The organism is Antarcticimicrobium luteum, assembly GCF_004358185.1.
Taxonomy (GTDB): domain Bacteria; phylum Pseudomonadota; class Alphaproteobacteria; order Rhodobacterales; family Rhodobacteraceae; genus Antarcticimicrobium; species Antarcticimicrobium luteum.
This window is the reverse complement of the sequence record NZ_SMUV01000049.1, coordinates 40,416-62,658: the sequence shown is the minus strand read 5'-3', so window position 1 is coordinate 62,658 and position 22,243 is coordinate 40,416. Positions and strand designations below refer to the sequence as shown.

Annotated in this window: 18 protein-coding genes and 1 tRNA gene; 7 read left to right on the top strand and 12 right to left on the bottom strand. The window is 64.4% G+C overall.

The genetic code is table 11. From position 1 onward, the window contains the following. Positions 1-239: 239 nt before the first annotated feature. The 7 genes from E1832_RS04285 to speB form a co-directional block, all read right to left on the bottom strand. Positions 240-773 (bottom strand): hypothetical protein, encoded by a 534-nt coding sequence (locus E1832_RS04285; RefSeq protein ID WP_133358495.1) that lies wholly within the window; start codon positions 771-773, stop codon positions 240-242. A 61-nt stretch (positions 774-834) separates the two neighbouring features. Continuing rightward, a complete protein-coding gene (locus E1832_RS04280; protein WP_133358494.1) occupies positions 835-1,131 on the bottom strand; it encodes a hypothetical protein in 297 nt (98 codons plus the stop codon). 126 nt (positions 1,132-1,257) lie between these two features. After that, a complete protein-coding gene (locus tag E1832_RS04275; RefSeq protein ID WP_133358493.1) occupies positions 1,258-1,488 on the bottom strand; it encodes a hypothetical protein in 231 nt (76 codons plus the stop codon). A gap of 377 nt (positions 1,489-1,865) precedes the next feature. Then, positions 1,866-4,574, bottom strand: coding sequence for a calcium-binding protein (locus E1832_RS23090; protein ID WP_133358492.1), 2,709 nt, complete (start codon positions 4,572-4,574; stop codon positions 1,866-1,868). Between the two features lie 807 nt (positions 4,575-5,381). Continuing rightward, positions 5,382-5,455 (bottom strand) — tRNA-Gly (locus E1832_RS04265). 291 nt (positions 5,456-5,746) lie between these two features. Continuing rightward, positions 5,747-7,792 (bottom strand): ASKHA domain-containing protein, encoded by a 2,046-nt coding sequence (locus E1832_RS04260; RefSeq protein WP_133358491.1) that lies wholly within the window; start codon positions 7,790-7,792, stop codon positions 5,747-5,749. A gap of 96 nt (positions 7,793-7,888) precedes the next feature. After that, on the bottom strand, positions 7,889-8,863 hold the full coding sequence (speB, locus tag E1832_RS04255; protein ID WP_133358490.1) for an agmatinase: 975 nt from the start codon (positions 8,861-8,863) through the stop codon (positions 7,889-7,891). A gap of 140 nt (positions 8,864-9,003) precedes the next feature. Here speB and guaB point away from each other — a divergent pair, with 140 nt between their 5' ends. The 4 genes from guaB (at position 9,004) to E1832_RS04235 (ending at position 14,819) form a co-directional block, all read left to right on the top strand. Then, complete coding sequence (gene guaB / locus E1832_RS04250) at positions 9,004-10,452, top strand: IMP dehydrogenase (protein WP_133358489.1); 1,449 nt, start codon at positions 9,004-9,006, stop codon at positions 10,450-10,452. After that, positions 10,449-11,246 carry an MBL fold metallo-hydrolase gene (locus E1832_RS04245; RefSeq protein WP_133358488.1) on the top strand — a complete coding sequence of 266 codons (798 nt, stop codon included), beginning with the start codon at positions 10,449-10,451 and terminating at the stop codon, positions 11,244-11,246. Before guaB ends, E1832_RS04245 begins: the two co-directional genes overlap by 4 nt. Next, positions 11,243-12,421 carry an RsmB/NOP family class I SAM-dependent RNA methyltransferase gene (locus E1832_RS04240; protein ID WP_133358487.1) on the top strand — a complete coding sequence of 393 codons (1,179 nt, stop codon included), beginning with the start codon at positions 11,243-11,245 and terminating at the stop codon, positions 12,419-12,421. The genes E1832_RS04245 and E1832_RS04240 overlap by 4 nt, the downstream gene beginning before the upstream one ends. A gap of 127 nt (positions 12,422-12,548) precedes the next feature. Then, positions 12,549-14,819: an ATP-binding protein gene (locus tag E1832_RS04235; protein ID WP_133358499.1), complete on the top strand. Its 2,271-nt coding sequence runs from the start codon at positions 12,549-12,551 to the stop codon at positions 14,817-14,819. A 9-nt stretch (positions 14,820-14,828) separates the two neighbouring features. On the opposite strand, the gene E1832_RS04230 is transcribed toward E1832_RS04235, so the two are convergent. Further along, positions 14,829-15,422 (bottom strand): gamma-glutamyl kinase, encoded by a 594-nt coding sequence (locus E1832_RS04230; RefSeq protein ID WP_133358486.1) that lies wholly within the window; start codon positions 15,420-15,422, stop codon positions 14,829-14,831. Positions 15,423-15,615: 193 nt separating this feature from the next. Here E1832_RS04230 and recA point away from each other — a divergent pair, with 193 nt between their 5' ends. From recA to E1832_RS04215, 3 genes are all read left to right on the top strand, one after another. After that, positions 15,616-16,686 carry a recombinase RecA gene (gene recA / locus E1832_RS04225; protein WP_133358485.1) on the top strand — a complete coding sequence of 357 codons (1,071 nt, stop codon included), beginning with the start codon at positions 15,616-15,618 and terminating at the stop codon, positions 16,684-16,686. Between the two features lie 285 nt (positions 16,687-16,971). After that, entirely contained in the window at positions 16,972-19,629 is a 2,658-nt protein-coding gene (gene alaS / locus E1832_RS04220; protein WP_133358484.1) for an alanine--tRNA ligase, read from the top strand. Between the two features lies 1 nt (position 19,630). Beyond that, a complete protein-coding gene (locus E1832_RS04215) occupies positions 19,631-19,918 on the top strand; it encodes a DUF1330 domain-containing protein (RefSeq protein WP_133358483.1) in 288 nt (95 codons plus the stop codon). 46 nt (positions 19,919-19,964) lie between these two features. Here the strand turns inward: E1832_RS04215 and E1832_RS04210 are convergent, their stop codons facing one another. The 4 genes from E1832_RS04210 to E1832_RS04195 form a co-directional block, all read right to left on the bottom strand. After that, the gene (locus E1832_RS04210) at positions 19,965-20,444 is read right to left on the bottom strand and encodes a helix-turn-helix transcriptional regulator (protein WP_133358482.1); all 480 of its coding nucleotides are present in this window, start codon (positions 20,442-20,444) and stop codon (positions 19,965-19,967) included. Between the two features lie 60 nt (positions 20,445-20,504). Then, positions 20,505-20,909 (bottom strand): hypothetical protein, encoded by a 405-nt coding sequence (locus E1832_RS04205; protein ID WP_133358481.1) that lies wholly within the window; start codon positions 20,907-20,909, stop codon positions 20,505-20,507. Positions 20,910-21,037: 128 nt separating this feature from the next. Beyond that, on the bottom strand, positions 21,038-21,412 hold the full coding sequence (locus E1832_RS04200) for a hypothetical protein (protein ID WP_133358480.1): 375 nt from the start codon (positions 21,410-21,412) through the stop codon (positions 21,038-21,040). Between the two features lie 143 nt (positions 21,413-21,555). Next, positions 21,556-22,137 (bottom strand): VOC family protein, encoded by a 582-nt coding sequence (locus E1832_RS04195; protein WP_133358479.1) that lies wholly within the window; start codon positions 22,135-22,137, stop codon positions 21,556-21,558. Positions 22,138-22,243: the final 106 nt, after the last annotated feature.

Below are 22,243 nucleotides of genomic sequence, written 5' to 3'. Positions count from 1 at the left end.
CCGAGAACAATCCAGCGCTTTTCCAGCGCCTCCATCACGTTGCGCTCTGCCAGCTTGTCGGGCACACCGGCATCGGGGACGGCTTCGCGACCGTAACGGACGGCGGCCGCCTTGAAGTCTGCGATACCTTTTTCGTCGTTGCCAGCTAGAGCCGACTTGACGCCCGTCATCAGCGCGTGCAGCTGAGGTCCGGCCCCAGCCCTTTCGCGACATTCGACGCAGTGCAATCTTGGCTAGGGCTATTGGCGGAGTGGGGAGAAGAACAGCGGTTCGCTGCGATCAACCTCAATGACCGCTGCGCGGGGCGAAACGAAATCTTGGTGCATATGATGATATTTTTTGATATTTATGAGCCAAAACTGGGCGCGCGAGTGTTGCGGATTTGCAGTTTTCGGAAATGGCACTTGAAATGAGGTGCCCATAGTCTCGGTGTTCTCACTTTGGAGGGTTAGTCGGTGGATTTGGAGGGGCTTCAAGCCAGCGTCGCCCGGAGACATGAAGCGATACAGGATGCCCAAACTGAGATCAGATGGCTGGAACAGTATACGTTCGACATAGCGAGCGAGGGGGGCGATGTTCGAGTTCTGATGAATATGAACAAAAAGATCATTCAGGAGTCGGAGCGCCTGATCGCGGCCTATGAGAAATTTTTGGCGCAGAAGGGCATGGGAGGATTGTCTCCAATCCCCGACAAGCCATAGCAGTTCGCAGCCGATGCGGCTCGCGCGCTGACCGGCTGCTACTTGCGGCAGGGACCGGAACCAGTGGCGCACCTGAGATGTCAGCGCGCCTATTCGTTTGGGAACCTGTGGTTCGCGGGCGTTGCGATTCTGGCTATTTCTCTGGCACCGCAGAGTTGCTGTGATCGCCGTTGCGGCGGACGGTGTTGCGCCGCGCGCCTGGGGACGAGACGTCGTCGTAAAGACCCTTGTACCGCTCGAAGGATGTCAAGTGGTACGGTATGGCGGGCATCCCATCGGGCTTGCCGGCGTAAAGCTCGATCATCGCCACGTATCTTCCGATATCTGCAGACCCTTCGACAGCTTTCAACCCATTCAACCGAGCATATTCTCGAATATCCTCAAACACACTGATGATCCAGGAATGCGGATCTGAATTGGACATGATCATTTCTTTCCCCCAAATATAAATCAGCTAAGGCGGGAAAAAGATACCTCCGATTCTACTAAAATAACCTAAATGATCCTGACCCCAAGGCGAACGTGTGTGTTCATCTGCAAGCCGCATATCTTTTGATCAAATCTTTTTAAAGGGGAGAATGATGCACTGCATCTCTTTGGCGCCCCCTTCTAACCCATTGTAATGAATTACACATTTTGCAATGTTCAAAAGGTTATCCCGGGTGCTGATCATTTCGCGACCGTCAGCAGTCCACGCTGCCAGCATAGCTTCCTTTGCCAGTTTCTTGGCTGTCATGACTGTATCCAAATCGGTGACAATTTGATGGTTATTGGGGAAATTACTCAAGACTGTCTTACGATTGGTTAAATTGTCAGAACTCGAGTGTTGAGGATCTGCAGCTCTGATTCGGCGCTTCTGCCCCAAGGAAACGTTTCCTCTGCTGCGGGATCGCGATTTTCTGGTCAGTTCAGTGTGGGTGTGATCAACCGGTCGCCGGTTGTGAGGCAGGCTGCCGACTTTTTCTGGCTGGTAAGCGCCTGTCTGATATCGGTTGTCGACCTGCGTAACAACGCGTCTCCGGCCCGTTGCCACTCACTTCAAAGAATGCGGGGCCAGTGACCGCCTCTCCTGCACCAGGCTATCTATCGCGCTTCGACGCCCTGTACAGAAAACTGAATCCGGACTTGGCTTGGGCCAGCGAATGCGGATGTCCGAAGTGGCCCTCAAGCGATATCGAAATCGATCTCATCTTCGTCGAAAAGATCCCTGATTTCGATTTCCATGTCACTTTCACCATCGTCGTCAAAATCGAAATCCACGACTAGTCCCTCCGACGTGACTTCCGTCGTCACCGTGGTGTTATCGGGGAGTGCGCTTACATCGATCTCATCCTCTTCAGGGTCGAAATCCTCGATCGTTGTGTGGCTTTCGTAAGACAGGCCGTCGAAGAAAAAAACATCCTTGTCCGGCCCGCCGACCAGAGTATTCCGGCCGCCACCCGGCTTCAAGATATCCGCGCCGGGCCCGCCAACCAGGGTGTCGTCGCCGTCTGCGGTCGAGATGTAATCGTCGCCAGCCCCTCCGTAGATACGGGAGTCCCCTGTTCCCTCGACGAAGACCGCATCGTCCCCTTCACCCAAACGGACGACCATTCGATCATCGTTCTCCAGGAACACGCGATCATCCCCGGCCTTGGTCGACAGCTTGTTTATCGAGGTGTCGAGCGTTACCCGGTCACGATCGTTTGTCGTTTCCAGTTCTTCCAGATGTGAGTACGTCTGGACATATTTTACCGGGCCGTTGCTGATTTCCGCAGTTCCATCGGAAACATCGATATGCACACCTGCTTTGAGATCTGAGTAGGACAAGGTGTCACGGCCGCCCCCTGCACGAATTTCGTCGTTTCCCAACCCAGGCAGCAACACATCCCGACCTCGATGACCGACGAGCGAGTCATCACCGTCTTCGCCACTTATCACATCGCCGCCCAGGCCACCTCGAAGCACGTCATCGCCCCCCCCTCCGGAAAGCCGATCATCGCCGCGACCACCGTTCAGCACATCGTGGCCGGGACCTCCTTGCAATTTGTCGTCACCCGCGCCGCCAATGAGAAGGTCATCGTGCCCCGCACCGCGCAGGGTGTCTTCGCCGTCTCCTCCGAACAGGCGATCATCTCCTCCTCGACCGAGCAGGGAATCCGCTCCGCCAAGGCCGCGTATGGTGTTCGAGCCGCGCCCTCCTGTCAGACGCTCGTCGAAGCGCGTTCCTCGTAAAATAGACGTGGCCGCGCGGGGGAAAGGGTTTTCCTCGTCATCGGCGGCATCGTCGTCATCGGCAGCGTCGTCATCTTCGGGGGGGACCTCATCGTCGGGAGGAATAGTTACCCCGTCGCGTGGCACTTCACTGTCAGGCGAGTCCGTGTCGGTAGGATCATCGTCTGTCGCCTCCTCCCCGATGGAATAGGAAATAACCGCAACTTCGTAAGGCTTGAGGTTGAATTTCAGGGTTGTCGCAACATCACCAACATCAATTTCGGTGATCCTGGCCTTGGTGTCATATTCGTTAAAGTAGTCAACGTCATAGGTCTCGCCATCAATTGTGTGCATGCCGTCGCTGGTGCTCATGTCAACACCGATCCGTGCAACGCCGGTTATCCTAAGGTCCAGATCGGACTCAGGTGTCGACCATTCAACAGATATCTTTCTCTCCGAGCGGCTATAGACAAAATAGGTCAGCGCCTCCTCGGAGACATAACCATCCATCTCGAGGTTGCCGGATACACCCGTCGTGAACAGCGACGCATCAACCACATTGTCGGCCAAGTATTTGAAAGCGGCACCTGCGGGTGACAGGACCGGATCCCCTCGGAGGCCGCCAGCCAACGCGGTAAGTGTGGTCCCCTGCTGCAACCAGACGTTGGCCGATACGACACCCGCCTCGACCATGTCCGAGAACATCTCCAGGATGACACCCGCGCCCTTCAGCCCGAGTTGGGAAGAGTTGCTTTGTTCAACGTTCCACTCTGTGATGTAAATTGGCTGATCGAAGCCACGCTCTCTCCATAGGCGAATATCATAATCAATATAGTTGAATTCGTAACTGCTGTCGGTGAACTGGTCATCTGTTCTACCGAAGTAGAAGTGTTCAACTAGGCCCGAAACGTCATCCACATGCTTAATTTGATCAATTATATCCTGATTTGATCTCGAGACTTTGGCGCCCCATTTCAATTGGTCATCTGATCCGAAATCATCCTCGGTAAATCCCAGCCTCTCCGCGGCGCGACCCCATGTAAGACTTCCGTAGAATCCGCTGGACCTGTACTCGTCGCCCCAGGGGCTTCCCATTTGTACCAGCAGCTTGGGCCGATCCGTTTCTCGCAATCCAAGATCGTCGTAAACATCAGATATGGCTTCCAATAGTGCATCGGCGACCTTCCCGTATTCTGATGCCGTCATCCAGGACCAATATTCATTCCCGAGCTCAAATGCAGCGATGTCGCCCCTGTGCGGCGCATCCTCCGACAAAAGGTTTTGCACGAAATTCTCGACATCTTTGACGGCGGACATATCGATTGCTCGGCCGCCGAAAACACCCTCTTTAAGGATCGGCCGAGTTGGCAAGACGATCGTTGCCGGTTGGTTGTCCTCTTTCGACCAGTCCAGAAAATCGGAAAGGCTGGTGAAAGAGAATGAGCTGTCGAAGATGTCAGGTCGCTTATCCGGAGCAGTGACGTCAAAATAATCTTCAGAAACTCCTCCGCCGGGGTACCGGACCCCGTAGACTCCGAGCAAGTTCGCACCGGCTTCGAAATTTGCGTCGCGAGGCTCGATATCTTTGACCAAACTGTGGTTGAACAAATAGTTCGAGCCGAACATTTCCGGACTGATACGACCAATGTATTCATCTGGTACAAACGGCGAGATTTTCATGTTGGTTCCCCACCGCGACGTCGAGGCGTCGCGAAGCGGAGAGTCGACGGCGGGACTGAGAAACGATACTAATGTGGCGACCCGGAAGGCCTCTCCGCGCGCGTCTTCTTGAGACACCAACACAACATAAGGTTGTGCTGAAATGAGGCGAAAATCTGGCGGATTGTGGCTATTTTCCGGGTAAAAAGCTGTAATTTTATCGGTCTGTTTCCTCGCCCGCTACCGAGCACGGCCTTTTATCTTGTCTGAGCGTTTCTCGGGCAATGACATGGAAGTCGAACGCGCGGATCATACTGGCCGGCGTGGGATTGGTGACATGTCCAGCCAGAAGCAGTTGTTCACTCCGAATTTATCGAGTGGCAGGTTTGGGTCGATCGTGGCGCTCTACCGCTCTCGGCAACGCCGGCTTTGCAAAGGCTGCTTTCTGCGCATTGCCGACCTTCGAGCATGTCGCAGCGAACGACAACTCCCCGCCCCCTCGTTCCGGCACCTGGCGTCATGCTGCGTCTTGCACGAATGTCTTGGAAGGGCTGCCTGCCGGCAATCAGCTGGCGCAAGTCCGGCTCGACCAAGCCGGAAAACCTGTTTCGCAATGCCCCTCCCGGTTGTCCGGGTGAAGCTTTCACGTTTGTCGGTCCGGATGACGGGTTCTTTGGCCGGTCTGGGGATTAGTCTGGGGATCATGCTCCAAAACGGCCCCAGACGTTCCCGAATTTTCCCAATACAGGGTGGATACGGAGACGTGAATTTGCCACGTATAACGCGACAAATGGCCATAAAAATAAGGGGTTTCGTGATTGTTTGCGATGGAGCGGGTAACGGGAATCGAACCCGTAACTTAAGCTTGGGAAGCTCGCGTGATACCTTTTCACCATACCCGCGCTCTGGAGCGACTGGATAATCGCGCGGCGCGGGCGCGTCAAGGGGGGAAGCGGGGGCGAAATGGGGGCCGGTTTCCGGGCGCGCCTCTTCACGCGTCTCTTCATTGGACATCGCCCGTTCGCACCTGAAACGCCGCTCCAGAAAACGCGTTTGCGGGACGGTGCTGCCCCCTCTCCGTCGCTTTCCCGGATAGGGGAGAGGGCGGCGGGACGGCTGCGCGCGCGGCCGCGTGCCGCCTGGTGCTGTCCGGGTCCCTTCTTCGCCGCAGGAAACCCGCCTCGCAGGGGCGTTCAGCCGCGCCGCCTGCGGCGGCGGCCGCCGCCGGCCCCATCGCCGCCGCCGGTGTTGAAGGAGACGTCAGGAAGGGTGACGACCCTGGCCAGCTCCGGGAACGGATCGGTCTTGTGCGGGATGGCATTGGCGGCGACGAAATGCTCCTGGAATTTCGGCTCGATCGCGGTTTCCACCTTGGTGATCTGGCGCACGGTCTTCTCGATCTCGGTGCGCGAGGCGATGTTGCACAGCGCGATGCGCGCCCCTGTCCCCGCAGCGTTGCCGGCGCTGGTGACCTTGTTCAGCGGCGCGTCGGGGATCATGCCCAGCACCATGGCGTGTTTGGTGGAGATATGGGCGCCGAAGGCCCCGGCGAGCACCACCCGATCCACCTTGTCCACCCCCATTTCGTCCATCAGCAGGCGCGCCCCGGCATAAAGCGCGGATTTGGCCAGCTGGATGGCGCGGATATCTCCTTGCGTCACGGTGATGCGCGGCCCGCCTGTCGCGCTGGCGTCGTGGATCAGATAGGAATGCGTCCGCCCCTCCGGCAGGCTGCGGGGGGTGCCGGTCTGCTCGGCCGAGCCGATCAGGCCGGAGGCATCGACGAGGCCGGCGATGCGCATTTCCGCCACCGCCTCGATGATGCCAGAGCCGCAGATGCCGGTGATGCCGGTGGTCGCGGTGGCGGCGTCGAAACCGGGATCGGTCGACCACAGGTCACAGCCGATCACCTTGAAGCGGGGCTCTTTCGTCGCGGGATCGATCTCGACCCGTTCGATGGCGCCGGGGGCGGCCCGCTGGCCGGAGCTGATCTGCGCCCCCTCGAAGGCCGGGCCGGTGGGGGAGGAGCAGGCGAGCACGCGGGTCTTGTTGCCCAGCAGCAGCTCGGCATTGGTGCCGACATCGACGATCAGCACCAGATCCTCGGATTTGCCCGGCTCTTCCGACAGCGCCACGGCGGCGGCGTCGGCGCCCACGTGCCCCGCGATGCAGGGTAGCACGTAGATGCGCGCGCGTGGGTTCATCGCGTCCAGCCCCAACTCCAGCGCGCCCAGCCGAACCGAATCCGATGTGGCCAGCGCAAAGGGCGCCTGGCCCAGCTCCACCGGGTCGAGGCCGAGGAGCAGATGGTGCATCACCGGGTTGCAGACAAAGACCGTCTCGAGGATCAGCGCGGGGTCGATGGCGCCCTCTTCGGCGATGGCGCGGGTCAGCTCGTTCAGCGCGTCGCGGACCGCCGCCGTCATTTCCCTGTCGCCGCCGGGGTTCATCATGGCATAGGAGACCCGGCTCATCAGATCCTCGCCGAAGCGGATCTGTGGGTTCATGATGCCGGACGACGCGATCACCGCGCCGGTGTCCAGATCGGTCAGATGCGCGGCGATGGTGGTCGAGCCGAGGTCGATGGCCAGCCCGTAAAGCCCGCCCTCATGCAGGCCCGGCCAGATCTCGGTGATCCGGGCCGCGCCGCCGGCGTGATCGCGGTAGAGCGCGACGGTGACCTGCCATTTGCCCTTGCGCAGGGTCGGCTGGAGTTTCGACAGCAGGGTCAGGTCGGCGGTGACGCCGTCGATCTGCCATTGTTCGCGCAGGGCGCGTTCCAACCGTTCCAGATCGCCGGTGGGCGAATGCATGTCGGGCTCGTCCACCTCGACGAAATAAAGCCTGGTGGCCGGGTCCATGACGATGGCGCGGGCGGTGGCGGCCTTGCGCACCACCTGGCGGTGCACCTGGCTTTCGGGCGGCACGTCGATCACCACATCGCCCTGGATCGTCGCCTGGCAGCCCAGGCGGCGGCCAGGTTTCAACCCGCGCTTGTCGTCATAGCGCTGCTCGACCGCGTTCCACTCCGACAGCGCGCCCTCGCGCACGGTGACGCCGTGTTTGGGGAATTCGCCGTAGGACGGCGTGATCTGGCACTTCGAGCAGATGCCGCGCCCGCCGCAGACCGAGTCGAGATCGACCCCGAGCTGGCGCGCGGCGGTCAGGACCGGGGTGCCCTTCGGAAAGCGGCCACGCTTGCCGGAGGGGGTGAAGACGACGAGGGGATCGGTGCTCATGACCTGCCTTTGGGGTATTTGGTATTCGTGCCGGGCAACTTAGAGGTTTGCGCCGCAGGGGAAAGGGCGGATGCGGCATAATCCGGCCCGCTCGCGTCACGCGGGGCCGTTGCCTCCCCCGTTGGCGCCGTCAAAGACGTATCCAAGAAGGTTCAGCAGCACTTGGGCGGCGAGCACGGCGGTGACCTCGGCCGGGTCGTAGGGCGGGGCGACCTCGACCAGGTCGATGCCGACGATCTCGTGGTCGCGGGCAACCTGCTGCAGGATCTCCATCACCTCGTAATAGAGAAAGCCGCCATGGCTGGGCGTGCCGGTGCCCGGCGCGATGGAGGGGCAGAAGCCGTCGATGTCGATGGTGATATAGACCCGGGCGCCTGCGGGGATGCGCTCGGCGGTGGCCTGCGGTCCGAGTGCGCGGACCTGGCGCACCGAGAGGATGTCGGAGCCCATGGCGCGGGCGTCGTCATAGCCCTCCCTGGTGGTGGAGGAGACGTTGCGGATGCCGAGCTGGGTGAGGCCGGTGATGTAATCATGATCGGCGGCGCGGCGCATCGGACTGCCGTGGCCGCAGCGGACGCCGTGGCGTTCGTCGACGAAATCCAGATGGGCGTCGATTTGCAGCACATGGATCGGCCCGCGACCCTCAAAGGCGTTGATGCAGGGGATGGTGACCGAATGATCGCCGCCGATGGTCACCGGCAGCGCGCCCGCATCCAGGATGGCGCGGACGCCTGCCTCGATATTGGCGTGGCTCTTTTCGGTGTCGGTATGGACGATGTCGGCATCGCCGATATCGACGATGCGGATCCCGGGGCCGAGGTAGGTCCGGTCGTCCTCGTGGTCATAGGCGCCGGCGTGACCGAAGGAAAACAGCGTGCTCGCCTCGCGTACGCCGCGCGGCCCGAACCGCGCCCCGGCGCGCCACTGGGTGCCGAAATCGAACGGCGCGCCCAGAATCGCCACGTCGGCGTCGATCGCGGTCCAGTCCTGCACATAGGGCCGTTTGCCAAAGGTGGCGATGCCGACAAACGGCAGGTTGAGACGGCCTTTGTCGTAGTCGTGGGTGGTCATGGCGGCGGGCTCCCCGGTTGATTTCGCCCACTCAGGCTGCGGCCAATGCGCCGCGGCGGCAAGGGGCGAATTGGCCTTTCCTCTGTCCATCATCCATGCAATAGGGAAGCGCCAAACGATGCCACCCCAGGAGATATCCGATGGAGATTCGTGAGGCGCTGACCTTCGATGATGTTTTGCTTGTTCCGGCGGCCTCGTCGGTATTGCCGTCCGCGGCGGATACCTCGACGCAGGTGACGCGGACGATCCGCATGAATATACCGCTTTTGTCCAGTGCGATGGACACGGTGACCGAGGCCCGCATGGCGATCGCCATGGCCCAGGCCGGCGGTATCGGCGTCATCCACAAGAACCTGGATGTGCAGGCGCAGGCGCAGGAGGTGCGGCGCGTCAAACGGTTCGAGAGCGGCATTGTCTACAATCCGATCACCCTGACGCCGAACCAGACGCTGGCCGATGCCAAGGCGCTGTGCGACCGGTATGGCTTCACCGGGTTTCCGGTGGTCGACGAGCGGGGCCGCGTGGTCGGTATCGTCACCAACCGCGACATGCGCTTTGCCACCAACGACGCGACGCCGGTGCATGTGATGATGACCACCGAAAACCTGGCCATCCTGCGCGAGCCGGCCGACCGCGAAGAGGCGATCAGCCTGATGAAGGCGCGGCGGATCGAAAAACTTCTGGTCACCGATGGAAACGGCAAGCTGACCGGACTGCTGACGCTGAAGGATACCGAAAAGGCGGTGCTGAACCCCACCGCCTGCAAGGATAACCTGGGCCGGTTGCGGGTGGCGGCTGCGACCTCGGTCGGGGACGCGGGCTATGAACGCTCGGGCGCGCTGGTCGATGCCGGGGTCGACATCATCGTGGTCGATACCGCGCATGGGCATTCCGCCGGGGTGCTCGAGGCGGTGAAGCGGGCCAAGACGCTGTCGAACGAGGTTCAGGTGATCGCGGGCAATGTCGCCACGGCGGCAGCGACCCGCGCGCTGATCGACGCCGGCGCGGATGCGATCAAGGTCGGCATCGGGCCGGGCAGCATCTGCACCACGCGGATGGTCGCCGGCGTCGGCGTGCCGCAGCTGACCGCGATCATGGATTGCGCCGGCGCGGCCGGTGACGTGCCGGTGATCGCCGATGGCGGCATCAAGTTTTCGGGCGATTTCGCCAAGGCGATCGCGGCCGGCGCCTCCTGTGCCATGGTCGGCAGCATGATCGCAGGCACCGACGAATCCCCTGGCGAAGTGATCCTCTATCAGGGCCGCAGCTACAAATCCTATCGCGGGATGGGCAGCCTTGGGGCGATGGCGCGCGGCTCGGCCGACCGCTATTTCCAGAAGGACGCCGCCTCGGACAAGCTGGTGCCCGAGGGGATCGAGGGGCAGGTGCCCTACAAGGGAACGGCGGGCACGGTGATCCACCAGCTGGTGGGCGGACTGCGCGCGGCGATGGGGTATACCGGCAACGGCACCATCGAAGAGATGCGCCGGAACTGCAATTTCGTGAAGATCACCGGCGCTGGACTGAACGAAAGTCATGTCCACGACGTGCAGATCACCCGCGAAAGCCCGAACTACCGGATCGGGTGAGCCGGACCATGGAGGGCATCGCGCGGCATCAGGTCGGTGAGACAGAGGTGTTCTGTCTGACCGACGGTCTGCTCGATCTCGGGCCGGATGTGTTCCCCGAGGTCGCGCCGGCGCGGCGCGAGGCCGCCCATCCCGGCGGCGTCCGGATCGAGGCCAATGTCCATCTGCTGCGCCATGGCGACGGCGCGCTCGACCTGGTCGATACCGGCTGCGGGCCGCTGATCTACGGCGGTGCGGGCGGGCGGCTGCCCGCGCTGCTGGCGAGCCTCGGCATCGCGCCGGATCGGATCGGCCGGATCATCTTCACCCATCTGCACGGCGATCATGCCGCAGGCGCGCTGGATGCCGGGGGCAGGCCGGTGTTTCCGGCGGCAAAGATCCTCATGCATGAGAAGGAACTTGCCTTCTGGCAGGGGCGCGAAGACACCGCCGGCGGGCGGTTGATCGCGGCCTGCGGCGACCGGATCGAGACGGTGCGGGACGGCGACGATCTGGGTCATGGGCTACGGGTCTGGTTCCTGCCGGGGCATACGCCCGGGCATATCGGGTTGCGGCTGGGCGCGGGTTTTGCGCTGATCGGCGATCTGGTGCATTCGGTGCAGTTGCAGATCGGCGATCCCACCGTGCACACCCGCTATGACACCGACAGCGCGCAGGGCGATGCGACCCGGCAAGCGGCCTTCGAGACCATCGCCGAGGAGGGTCTGGTGATCAGCGGCGGCCATCTGATGTGGGCGGAGAAATTCCTGCGGCTGGAGCGCGACGGCGCCGGCTTCCGGAGCGTTGCCCCATGACCCCGGCGGCGCGGGTTCAGGCCGCGATCGAGATTCTCGACGTGTATCTCGCCGGCAAGCCCGCCGAACAGGCGCTGACCGGCTGGGCGCGGCTCAGCCGCTTTGCCGGGTCCAAGGACCGCGCGGCGGTGCGCGATCATGTGTTCGACGCGCTGCGCGCGCAGCGCTCGCTCGCCGCGCTCGGCGGGGCGGCGACCGGTCGCGGGCTGATGCTGGGGGCCTGTCGGCGCGACGGGGTCGATCCGGCGACGATCTTCACCGGCGAGGGCCACGCCCCGGTGCCGCTGGCGGCGGAAGAGCTCGCGGCGGGGCACCTCCCGGCCGAGGGCGCCGAGGCGCTGGACATCCCCGACTGGCTCTGGCCGGATTTCAGCGCCAGCCTTGGCGAGGAGGCCGACGCGGCGGCCCGCACCCTGCAAGGCCGTGCGCCGGTGCATCTGCGGGTCAATCTGGCCAAGACGGACCGGGCGGCGGCGATCGAGGCGCTGGCGGCGGACGGTGTGGTCTGTGAGCCGCATCCCGGTTCCGAGACCGCGCTCGACGTTACCGAAGGCGCCCGCCGCATCCGCAATTCCGCCGCCTATCTCGAAGGGCGGGTCGAATTACAGGACGCGGCCAGCCAGGCGCTGGTCGAGGCGCTGCCGCTGACGGACGGGATGCGTGTGCTGGATTATTGCGCCGGCGGGGGCGGCAAGACGCTGGCGATGGGGGCGCGGGGGAAGCTGGAGCTTTTCGCCTATGACGCCGCGCCGAACCGGATGCGCGATCTGCCTGAGCGCGCCGCGCGGGCCGGGCTGGCGGTGGAGATACTGGACGGCGACGGGGTGGCGCGGCGGGCGCCCTTCGACCTGGTGCTGTGCGACGTTCCCTGTTCCGGCAGCGGCGCCTGGCGCCGCGCGCCGGAGGGCAAGTGGCGGCTGACGCCGGAGATGCTGGACGATCTGGCCGCGACGCAGGCCGACATCCTCGACCTCGCCGCCGGTCTGTTGGCGCCGGGCGGCGTTCTGGCCTATGCCACCTGTTCGCTGCTGACGCGGGAAAACGGCGATCAGATCTCCGGGTTTCTGGCGCGGCATCCCGGCTGGCGCTGCGTCTGGCGGCGGTCCTGGTCGGTCGCGGCGGGCACCGACGGGTTCTTTTCGGCGCACTTGACCCGGGATGCGAAGGCGTCATAATCGCCTTTGGGTGGAAAATCAGAGCGTTAAGGCGGGTTTAACCGCTATGCCGCGAAATGGCGGCAGCGAATCCCCCCACGGACGGAGCCCGAATGTGACCAGCCGCCCGATTACCGTCAGTACCCTGATGCCGCATACCGTGCCGGCCCGCACACGGGTTGTGGCCGTGCTCGTCCTGGCGGTCTGTCTGATCGCCGGGGGCGTCTGGCTGGCGCCGCCGGGCCTGCCGTCGCTGGGGCTGATGGCGGCGGGGGCGGTACTGTGCCTGACCAGCGCCGGGATGGGGCTGCGCCGGCTGGTGGCCCGTCGCGGTCTGGATCTGGCCGACCGGCTGCTGGAGGGGTTCATCGAACAGGACGCCGCGGCGAGTTTCGTGGCCGATGCCGACGGGCTGATCCTGGCGCGCAACGCGGCGGCAGAGGCGCTGTTTCCCGAAACCGCGTCCGAGACGCTGGCGGGCACGCTGCGCGCGGTCTTTGCCAACCCGACGGCGGTGCTGTACCGGCTTCAGACGCGCGCGGCCCAGGACGGGGCGGCGCGCGCCGACGAGGTGACCCGCCGCGGCCATGTGCGCCTGGCCGTGCACCAGATGGGCGAGCTTGGCTTTCTGTGGCGGATCGAGGACATGTCGGAACGCCCGCATGCGGCCGTGGGGGCGGCGGCGCTGCCGCTGCCGCTGATCTCTCTGGGGCGGTCGGGAACGGTGCTGTTCATGAACGAGGCCGCCCGCGCCCTGGTCGGTCAGCGGGTGAAATCGCTCGACCGGCTGTTCCCGGCGCTGCCGCTGCGGCCGGGCCAGGTCAACGTGATCTCGACCGCCGAGGGGCTGCGCGATGTTCTGGTGGCCGAGTTTCACGGTGCCGCGGGGCGGCGCGAGCTGTTCTTTCTGCCGGCAGACGGGCAGGAGGCGGGGGGGCGCGCCTCGGGCTTTGATACCCTGCCGGTGGCGATGCTCAAGGTGGCGGCGGATGGCCGGGTTCTGGCGGCCAACCAGCAGGCGGCGGAACTGCTGGGCGGCGCGCCGGAACCGGAGGCCACGCTTGAAACCCTGATGCAGGGGCTGGGCCGGTCGATCGTGGACTGGCTGCGCGAAACCGCGCAGGGCAAGACCGCGCAGAAATCGGAATTCCTGCGGCTGACCCGCAAGGACAAGGAAATCTTTGTCCAGGTCAGCCTGAGCCGCGTGGTCGAGGACGGCGCGCCGATCCTGATCGCGGTGCTGAACGACGCCACCGAACTGAAGACGCTGGAGGCGCAGTTCGTTCAGAGCCAGAAGATGCAGGCGATCGGCCAGCTCGCCGGGGGCATCGCGCATGATTTCAACAACCTGCTGACCGCGATCTCGGGCCATTGCGATCTGCTGCTGCTGCGCCACGACCGCGGCGACCAGGATTTCGCCGATCTGGAACAGATCCGCCAAAACGCCAACCGGGCGGCCTCGCTGGTGGGCCAGTTGCTGGCGTTTTCGCGCAAGCAGACGCTGCGGCCCGAGGTGCTGGACCTGCGCGACACCCTGTCGGATCTGACCCATCTGCTGAACCGGCTGGTGGGCGAGAAGGTGACCCTGACGCTGAGCCACGATCCGGTCCTCCGGCCGATCCGGGCCGACAAGCGGCAGCTGGAGCAGGTGCTGATGAACCTGGTGGTCAATGCCCGTGACGCGATGCCCCAGGGCGGCGGGATCCGCATCGAGACCGAGGTGGTCACGCTGGACGCGGCGCTGCAGCGCGACCGGGCCACGGTGCCGCCGGGCGAATACGTCACCGTCAAGGTGCGCGACGAGGGCACCGGCATCCCGCAGGACGATCTGCCAAAGGTGTTCGAGCCGTTCTTTACCACCAAGCGGACCGGCGAGGGCACCGGCCTGGGCCTTTCGACCGCCTATGGCATCGTCAAGCAGACCGGCGGTTTCATCTTTGTCGACAGCGTCGAGGGCAGCGGCACCGAGTTCACGCTGTACTTTCCGGCCTATCAGCCGACCCGGAGCGAGGCTCCGGCCGCCGCCGCGCCGGTCAGGGAGGCGCCGCACCAGGGCGAAGGCGTCGTTCTTCTGGTCGAGGACGAAGCGCCGGTGCGGGCCTTTGCCGCGCGCGCGCTGCGCCTGCGCGGCTATACCGTGCTCGAGGCCGAATCGGCCGAGGACGCGCTGAAGATGCTCGAGGATCCCGACCTGCGGGTCGATGTTTTCGTCACCGATGTGGTGATGCCGGGGATGGACGGGCCAAGCTGGGTGCGTCAGGCGCGGCAGAACCGGCCCGAGGTCTGCGTGGTCTTTGTCTCCGGCTATGCCGAAGGGGCCTTTGACGAGGCGCAACCTGACATTCCGAACTCGGTCTTTCTGCCGAAACCCTTCTCGCTCACCCAACTGGCCGAAACCGTCTATCAGCAGATTCACTGACGCCGGGGATCAGCCGATACTGTCGTAGAGGGCGAATTCCTCGGCGCATTTGCGGCGATAACGGGCCTCTGTCCCGGCCGAGAGCTCCAGCTCCATTTCGGGCGAGACGTTCTCGCGCGCGGTCTCGATCCCGGTGCCGAGACGCTGTTCGAGAAAGTGGGTCAGCCGGCCGGGATCCTCGTAGCGGAACAGGTGGGTGACGCGGAGCCCGTTGGGGCGCGGCTCCAGAAATTTGGCCTGGCTGCCCACATTGGCGAACCCCGGTCTGTCGCCCTTGAGATAGGCGGCGACGAAATCGTCGAAACTGACCTCATGGGTTGCATTGGGCTTTCCCAGCATGAAGGGCCGGCGGCGGTAGCGATACCAGCTCCCCAGCCAGCTGACCGGCTCGCGCATCACCGCCAGCGTCTCCATCTCGGCATGACAGACCTTGTCGAACATCGGGCGGAAAAACCGGTTATAGCGATAGACCGGCGCGTGCTTCAGCTCAGGCGGATCGGAAATGACGATGTCGGCGCGATCCCGCAGAGCGGTCTCATAGGCGGTGGTGCCGGTTTTGGGCACCGACAGGAAGACAAGTCGTTCCTTATAGAAAACAAGCATTTAGCCTTTTACCCTTTTGATCGGATCCGGCCAAGACTGCCGTAAACGCTAATTTAACTCAAATACGAAACGGTTGGGGGCGCAAGTTTTCCATTGAAATGTTCCCCTTTTGCCCTCATAAGGAACAAGAGGCGAACAAACCGGCGATTGCCGCCCGGGACCGGGTGTGACAATAAGGAAGGTGAACGGGATTATGGCGGATCTTCTGACAATGAGCAGCAAGCAGAACGCGGACAAGCAAAAGGCGCTCGACAGCGCGCTGGCCCAGATCGAACGGCAGTTCGGCAAGGGGTCGATCATGAAGCTGGGCGGCGACAACCCGTTGCCGGAGATCGAGGCAAGTTCCACCGGCTCTCTGGGGCTGGACATCGCGCTTGGCATCGGCGGGCTGCCGATGGGGCGGATCGTCGAGATCTACGGGCCGGAAAGCTCGGGCAAGACCACCTTGACGCTGCATTGCATCGCCGAGCAGCAGAAACGGGGCGGCGTCTGCGCCTTTGTCGACGCCGAACACGCGCTGGATCCGCTATATGCCCGCAAACTGGGGGTGGATCTGGACGAGCTGCTGATCTCGCAGCCCGACACCGGCGAGCAGGCGCTGGAAATCACCGACACGCTGGTGCGCTCCGGTGCGGTGAACATGGTGGTGGTCGATTCGGTCGCCGCGCTGACGCCGAAATCCGAGCTCGAGGGCGAAATGGGCGATTCCAGCGTCGGCGTGCAGGCCCGGTTGATGAGTCAGGCGATGCGCAAGCTGACCGGCTCGATCAGCCGGTCCAACTGCATGGTGATCTTCATCAACCAGATCCGGATGAAGATCGGCGTGATGTTCGGCAGCCCGGAGACCACCTCCGGGGGCAACGCCCTGAAATTCTATTCCTCGGTCCGGCTCGACATCCGCCGCATCGGGGCGGTCAAGGACCGCGACGAGGTGGTCGGCAACGCGACCCGGGTCAAGATCGTCAAGAACAAGGTGGCGCCGCCGTTCAAGCAGGTGGAATTCGACATCATGTATGGCGAGGGCATCTCCAAGATGGGCGAGCTGCTGGATCTCGGCATCAAGGCCGGGGTGGTCAACAAATCCGGGTCCTGGTTCAGCTATGGCGACGAGCGCATCGGCCAGGGCCGCGAGAATGCCAAGCAGTTCCTGCGCGAACACAGTGCCATCGCGCTGGAGATCGAGGACAAGATCCGCGCCGCGCACGGGCTGGAATTCGATGGCGGCGCACCGGACGAAGAGGGCGACGATATTCTCGAGGCCTGATTTTCTGAGGTTTGAGGTCCGAGAGTCTTGAGATGCAGAAGGCCCGCGCCCGGGGAAACGGTTCCCGGCGCCGCCGGGCATGGACGAAATGACAGCGGGGCGCGCCGGTACGGAGCGCCCCGTTTTTTCATGCCTCGGTCCGCGCGGCCCCGATTGCCGGACCCCGATTGCGGGATCCCGAATGCCGGTGCCTGTGCGCGGGCGGTGGACAGTGCAGGGGCGGGGCGATAAACCAGCGCAAACGGGATTTCCCGGTCACCCACTCAGCCCGTCAAGAGACATGCAATGCCCACGTTGAACGACATCCGATCGACCTTTCTGACCTATTTCGCCAAGCAGGGGCACGAGGTCGTGGACAGCAGCCCGCTGGTGCCGCGCAACGACCCGACGCTGATGTTCACCAATGCCGGCATGGTGCAGTTCAAGAACCTGTTCACCGGCGTCGAGCACCGCGATTACAAACGCGCCGCCACGGCGCAGAAATGCGTGCGCGCCGGCGGCAAGCACAACGACCTCGACAACGTGGGCTATACCGCCCGCCACCACACGTTTTTCGAGATGCTGGGAAATTTCTCCTTCGGCGACTACTTCAAGGACGACGCGATCCGATTTGCCTGGGAGCTGATCACCAAGGAATACGGCATCAACCGCGACAAGCTTCTGGTGACGGTCTATCACACCGATGACGAGGCGGCCGAGATCTGGAAAAAGGTGGCCGGTTTCTCCGACGACCGGATCATCCGTATCCCCACCAACGACAATTTCTGGATGATGGGCGCGACCGGCCCCTGTGGCCCGTGCACCGAAATCTTCTACGACCACGGCGAGCAGCATTGGGGCGGCCCTCCGGGCGGCCCGGACGAGGATGGCGACCGCTTCGTGGAGATCTGGAACCTCGTCTTCATGCAGTATGAGCAGTTCGAGGACGGCTCCCGGCGCGAACTGGCGGCGCAGTCGATCGACACCGGCATGGGGATCGAGCGGGTGGCGGCGCTGCTGCAGGGGACCAACGATAACTATGCAACCGACCTGATGCGCAGCCTGATCATGGCCAGCGCCGAGGCCACCGGCACGGACCCGGACGGCGACGGCCGGGTGCATCACCGGGTGATCGCGGACCATCTGCGTTCGACCTCCTTCCTGATCGCGGACGGGGTGATGCCGGCCAACGACGGCCGTGGCTATGTTCTGCGCCGGATCATGCGCCGGGCGATGCGGCACGCGCATCTGCTGGGCGCGCGGGATCCGCTGATGCACCAGCTGGTGCCGGCGCTGGTGCGTCAGATGGGGGCGGCCTATCCGGAACTGGGGCGCGCGCAGGCGCTGATCCAGGAAACGCTGCAGCTGGAGGAAACCCGCTTCAAGCAGACGCTCGACCGGGGGCTGAAGCTGCTCGACGAGGAACTGGAGGGTCTGCCCGAGGACGCGGCGCTGCCCGGCGGGGCGGCGTTCAAGCTTTATGATACCTATGGATTCCCGCTGGACCTGACGCAGGATGCGCTGCGCGAAAAGGGCCGCCTGGTGGATACCGACGGTTTTGATGCGGCAATGGCCGAGCAAAAGGCCAAGGCCCGTGCCGCCTGGGCCGGCTCGGGCGAAGCGGCCGACGCGACGATCTGGTACGACATCGCGGAGCAACACGGCGTGACCGATTTCCTCGGCTACGACACCGAGACCGCCGAGGGCCAGATCGTGGCGCTGGTGCGCGGCGGCGACAGCGTCGAGACCGCCAGGGCCGGCGACACCGTGCAGGTCGCGCTGAACCAGACCCCATTCTATGCCGAGTCCGGCGGCCAGATCGGCGATTGCGGCACGATCCGCACCGAGGGCGGCCTGGCACGGGTGACCGACACCCGCAAAAGCGCCGGCGTGTTCATCCATTTTGCCGAGGTGACCGAGGGCGAGATCGCCAGCGGCGCGGCGGCGGTTCTGGAGGTCGATCACGGCCGCCGCACCGCGATCCGGGCCAACCATTCGGCCACCCACCTGCTGCACGAGGCGCTGCGTCAGGCGCTCGGCGATCACGTGGCGCAGCGCGGATCGCTCAACGCCGCGGACCGGCTGCGCTTCGACTTCAGCCATGCCAAGGCGCTGAGCGCGCAGGAGCTGGAGCGGGTCGAGGCCGAGGTCAACGAGTATATCCGTCAGAACGCCCCGGTGGTGACCCGGATCATGACCCCGGACGATGCCCGGGGCCTGGGCGCGCAGGCGCTGTTCGGCGAGAAATACGGCGACGAGGTGCGCGTGGTCTCGATGGGGGTTCAGCCCGGCTCGGGCAAGGGCGCGGACCGGCAGACCTATTCGCTGGAGCTCTGCGGCGGCACCCATGTGACCCGGACCGGCGACATCGGCGAGTTCGTCCTGTTGTCGGACAGTGCCAGCAGCGCCGGTGTGCGCCGGATCGAGGCGCTGACCGGGCAGGGCGCGCTGGCCTATACCGCGCGGCTGCGTCAGATCATGTCCGAACTGCAGGGCGAGTTGAAGACGACGCCGGATCATCTGGTCGAGCGGGTGCGCGCCGATCAGGCCAAGATCAAGGAGCTGGGCAACGAGCTGGCGCAGCTGCGCCGCGATCTGGCGATGGCGGGCGGCGGTCAGGTGGCGCCCGAGGCGAAAGAGATCGGCGGCGTGAAATTCCTCGCCCAGGTGCTGACCGGGGTGACCGGCAAGGATCTGCCGCCGCTGATCGACGAGCACAAGGCGCGGCTGGGCAGCGGCGCGGTGCTGCTGATCGCCGATACCGGCGGCAAGGTCGCGGTGGCCGCGGGCGTGACCGGCGATCTGACCGGCCGGGTCAAGGCGCCGGACCTGTTGCGCCCGGCGGTCGAGGCGCTTGGCGGCAAGGGCGGCGGCGGCCGTCCCGACATGGCGCAGGGCGGCGGCAGTGATATCAGCAAGGCCGACGCGGCGATCCGCGCGGCGGAACAGGTTTTGGAGGGATAAGATGGGTGCACTCTGGATTGCGCATGTGACGGTGACCGACGAAGAGGCCTATGGCAAATATGCCAAGCTGGCGGGCCCCGCGATCGCCAAGCACGGCGGCGAGTTCATCGCCCGTGGCGGCAAGTTCGTTCAGCTTGAGGGCAAGGAACGGCCGCGCAACGTGGTCGCCAAATTCCCGACCGTCGAGGCGGCGGTGGATTGCTATCACTCGCCCGAATACCAGGAGGCGCTGAGCCATGCGCGCGGCGCGTCCGAGCGCGAGTTGATGGTCGTCGAGACCAGCGAGTAGGCTCAAGCAAAGCGTCGGGGCGGCCCATTGCGGGCCGCTCTTTCGGTCAGAGCAGCAGGTCTTCGACGATCTGGGAAATGAATTGCGATTTCCCGCTGACCCCGGATTTTCGGTAGATCGACGAACATTGCGCCTTGACCGTACCAAGCCTGGTCGCGCGCAGATCGGCGATTTCCCCTATCGCCATGCCCTTGAGCAGAAGCCAGGCGACATCGGTCTCGGCCGGGGTAAGGTCGAACCGCCGGAAATACTCGGCCACCACCTCGGTGAACCGCCCCGAGGTCAGGCGGCGCGCCGTCTCGGCCCGGGTTCCGGCGCGGGTCGCCTCGCGCGCAAGGACCACGCCCAGAAATGCCCCCAGGATCAGCCCGAGGCTGGCGCCGATCTGCACCAGCTCTCTGGTCTGCCAGCGCAGCGGCAGGGTGGGCAGGCCGAGGATGGAGGCGGCGATTTCCCACAGGAAATAGGCGCCGCACAGCGCCTGGATCGCCACCAGAAGCCAGACGATAAAGGGACGGTTCAGCATCGGGGGTGGTCGTTCGGGGAGGCGTTCCGAGGGCGCCCGGCCGAACCTGGGGGGATCAGGTCAGCCACCGTTGCCTGCGCCTCCACCGGACCCGCCGCCGCTGCCGCCGGCGCCGCCTGGACCCGTACCGCCGCCGCCGCCCGTCCCGCCGTTTCCGGCCGGGGCGCCGTCGGCGGGCGCATCAGCGGCTTCGGACCGCCTGAACCGCTGATCGCCCAGAATGGCGCCGGTTCGGCGGTCGAGCGCGACCTCGCGCAGAAACCGGCGGTTTTGCGCGGTGATCAGGATGCGGCCAAGCCAGGTGCGGCTGACATCGGTGACGGTATACCCCTCTTCGGTGAGCGAGCGGACCACGGGCTCGGCCACGCCCTCGCCGGCGGTGGCGGCAGGGGCGGCGGCCAGGGCCAGCGCCGCGCCCAGCAGAACTGGGGCGATCAACCGGCTGTTATGACGAAACGCGAACATCTTGCGATCCAAACTGGGAACGGCGGCACCGGGTGTCAATGCGCGGAGAGAAATGCAGGGTGCCAGGGCCGCCTGGGGAACGGGCATTCCCATGCGGCGGCCCTGGCGGGGGACAGGGCGCAGATTGCTCAGTTGCGCCCCGGGGACCCGTTTCCGGCGCCGGCCGCGACACCGCCGCTTGCGCGGCCGCCGCTGCTGGCGGCACCGCCGAATTCGGCGCGGCTGCGCGTCCGCGTGGCCGTGGCGTCATCGCTGCGCAGGCGATCCTGGGTCATGATGCGGTCCCGCGTTTGCGTCCGTGTGCGGTCCCGGATTTGCTTGCGGTCCAGAACCTCGACGGCGTCGGCAAGGCGCGCCTGCGCCATGGTCATCGTCCGGCTCTGGAACATGGCCCGGGTCTGGGTCTGAAACAGGCCATCGGCCTGGGCCGAGCCGACTGTGGCGACGGCGATGAAGGTCGCGCCGAGCAGGGGGGCGATGCGGCGAGCTGTGAAAAATGTCATGGCTGATCCTTTGTCTGCCTGAGTGGTCGGAGCGGCGCAGTGTGCCGCCATGACCGTCAGCTAATCCCCCCTTCGCGCCGTCAGCCATTGCACGAAGGGTGGGTTTTGCCCCGTATAGGACCTTGGTTTATGCGCCGCGCGGCTCAGTAGGGGTCGGCCGGCCCGCGATGCTGCGACAGCGATTGCTGGCGGCGGGTGACCAGCAGTTCGATGGCGTCGGCCAGATGCTCTTCGGCGATGTTGTAATCGCCGCGCGCGACGCGGAGGCGATGCGCCTCGATCATCACGTCGGCATGGGTACAGCCCGCCGGCGGCTCGAACCGGTAACAGGCCAGTTCGATCAAAAGGCCCATCGGATCGGTGAAATAGATCGAATCCATGAACCCGCGATCCTTAGGCCCGGAATGGCGGATGCCGCGTTCATCGAGCCGGGTCACCGCTTGGGAAAAGGTCGCCCGGGAGACGTTGAAGGCCAGATGATGCACGCAGCCCGGCTCGGTCGGGGTGCGGCGCGGATCGGGCCTGCGGGTCTCGTCGGTGAAGACGGTGATAAGCCGCCCGTCGCCCGGATCGAAATAGAGGTGGCCCTCGTCCGGGTTGTCGAGATTCGGCTGGTCGAAGACAAAGGGCATGGCCAGCGCCCCCTCCCAGAAATCTATGCTGGTCTGCCGGTCGGCGCCGGTCAGCGTGATGTGATGCACGCCCTGGGTTTGCAATTTGCGCATATGCTCCTCCCTTTGGAGAGAGAGTAGCGCAAGTTGGGGAAAATCAAAGCGCCCCGGCGCTCAGCCGTCGCGCCCGCCGGGAGGCGAAGGGGCGGCGGCAGCGCAT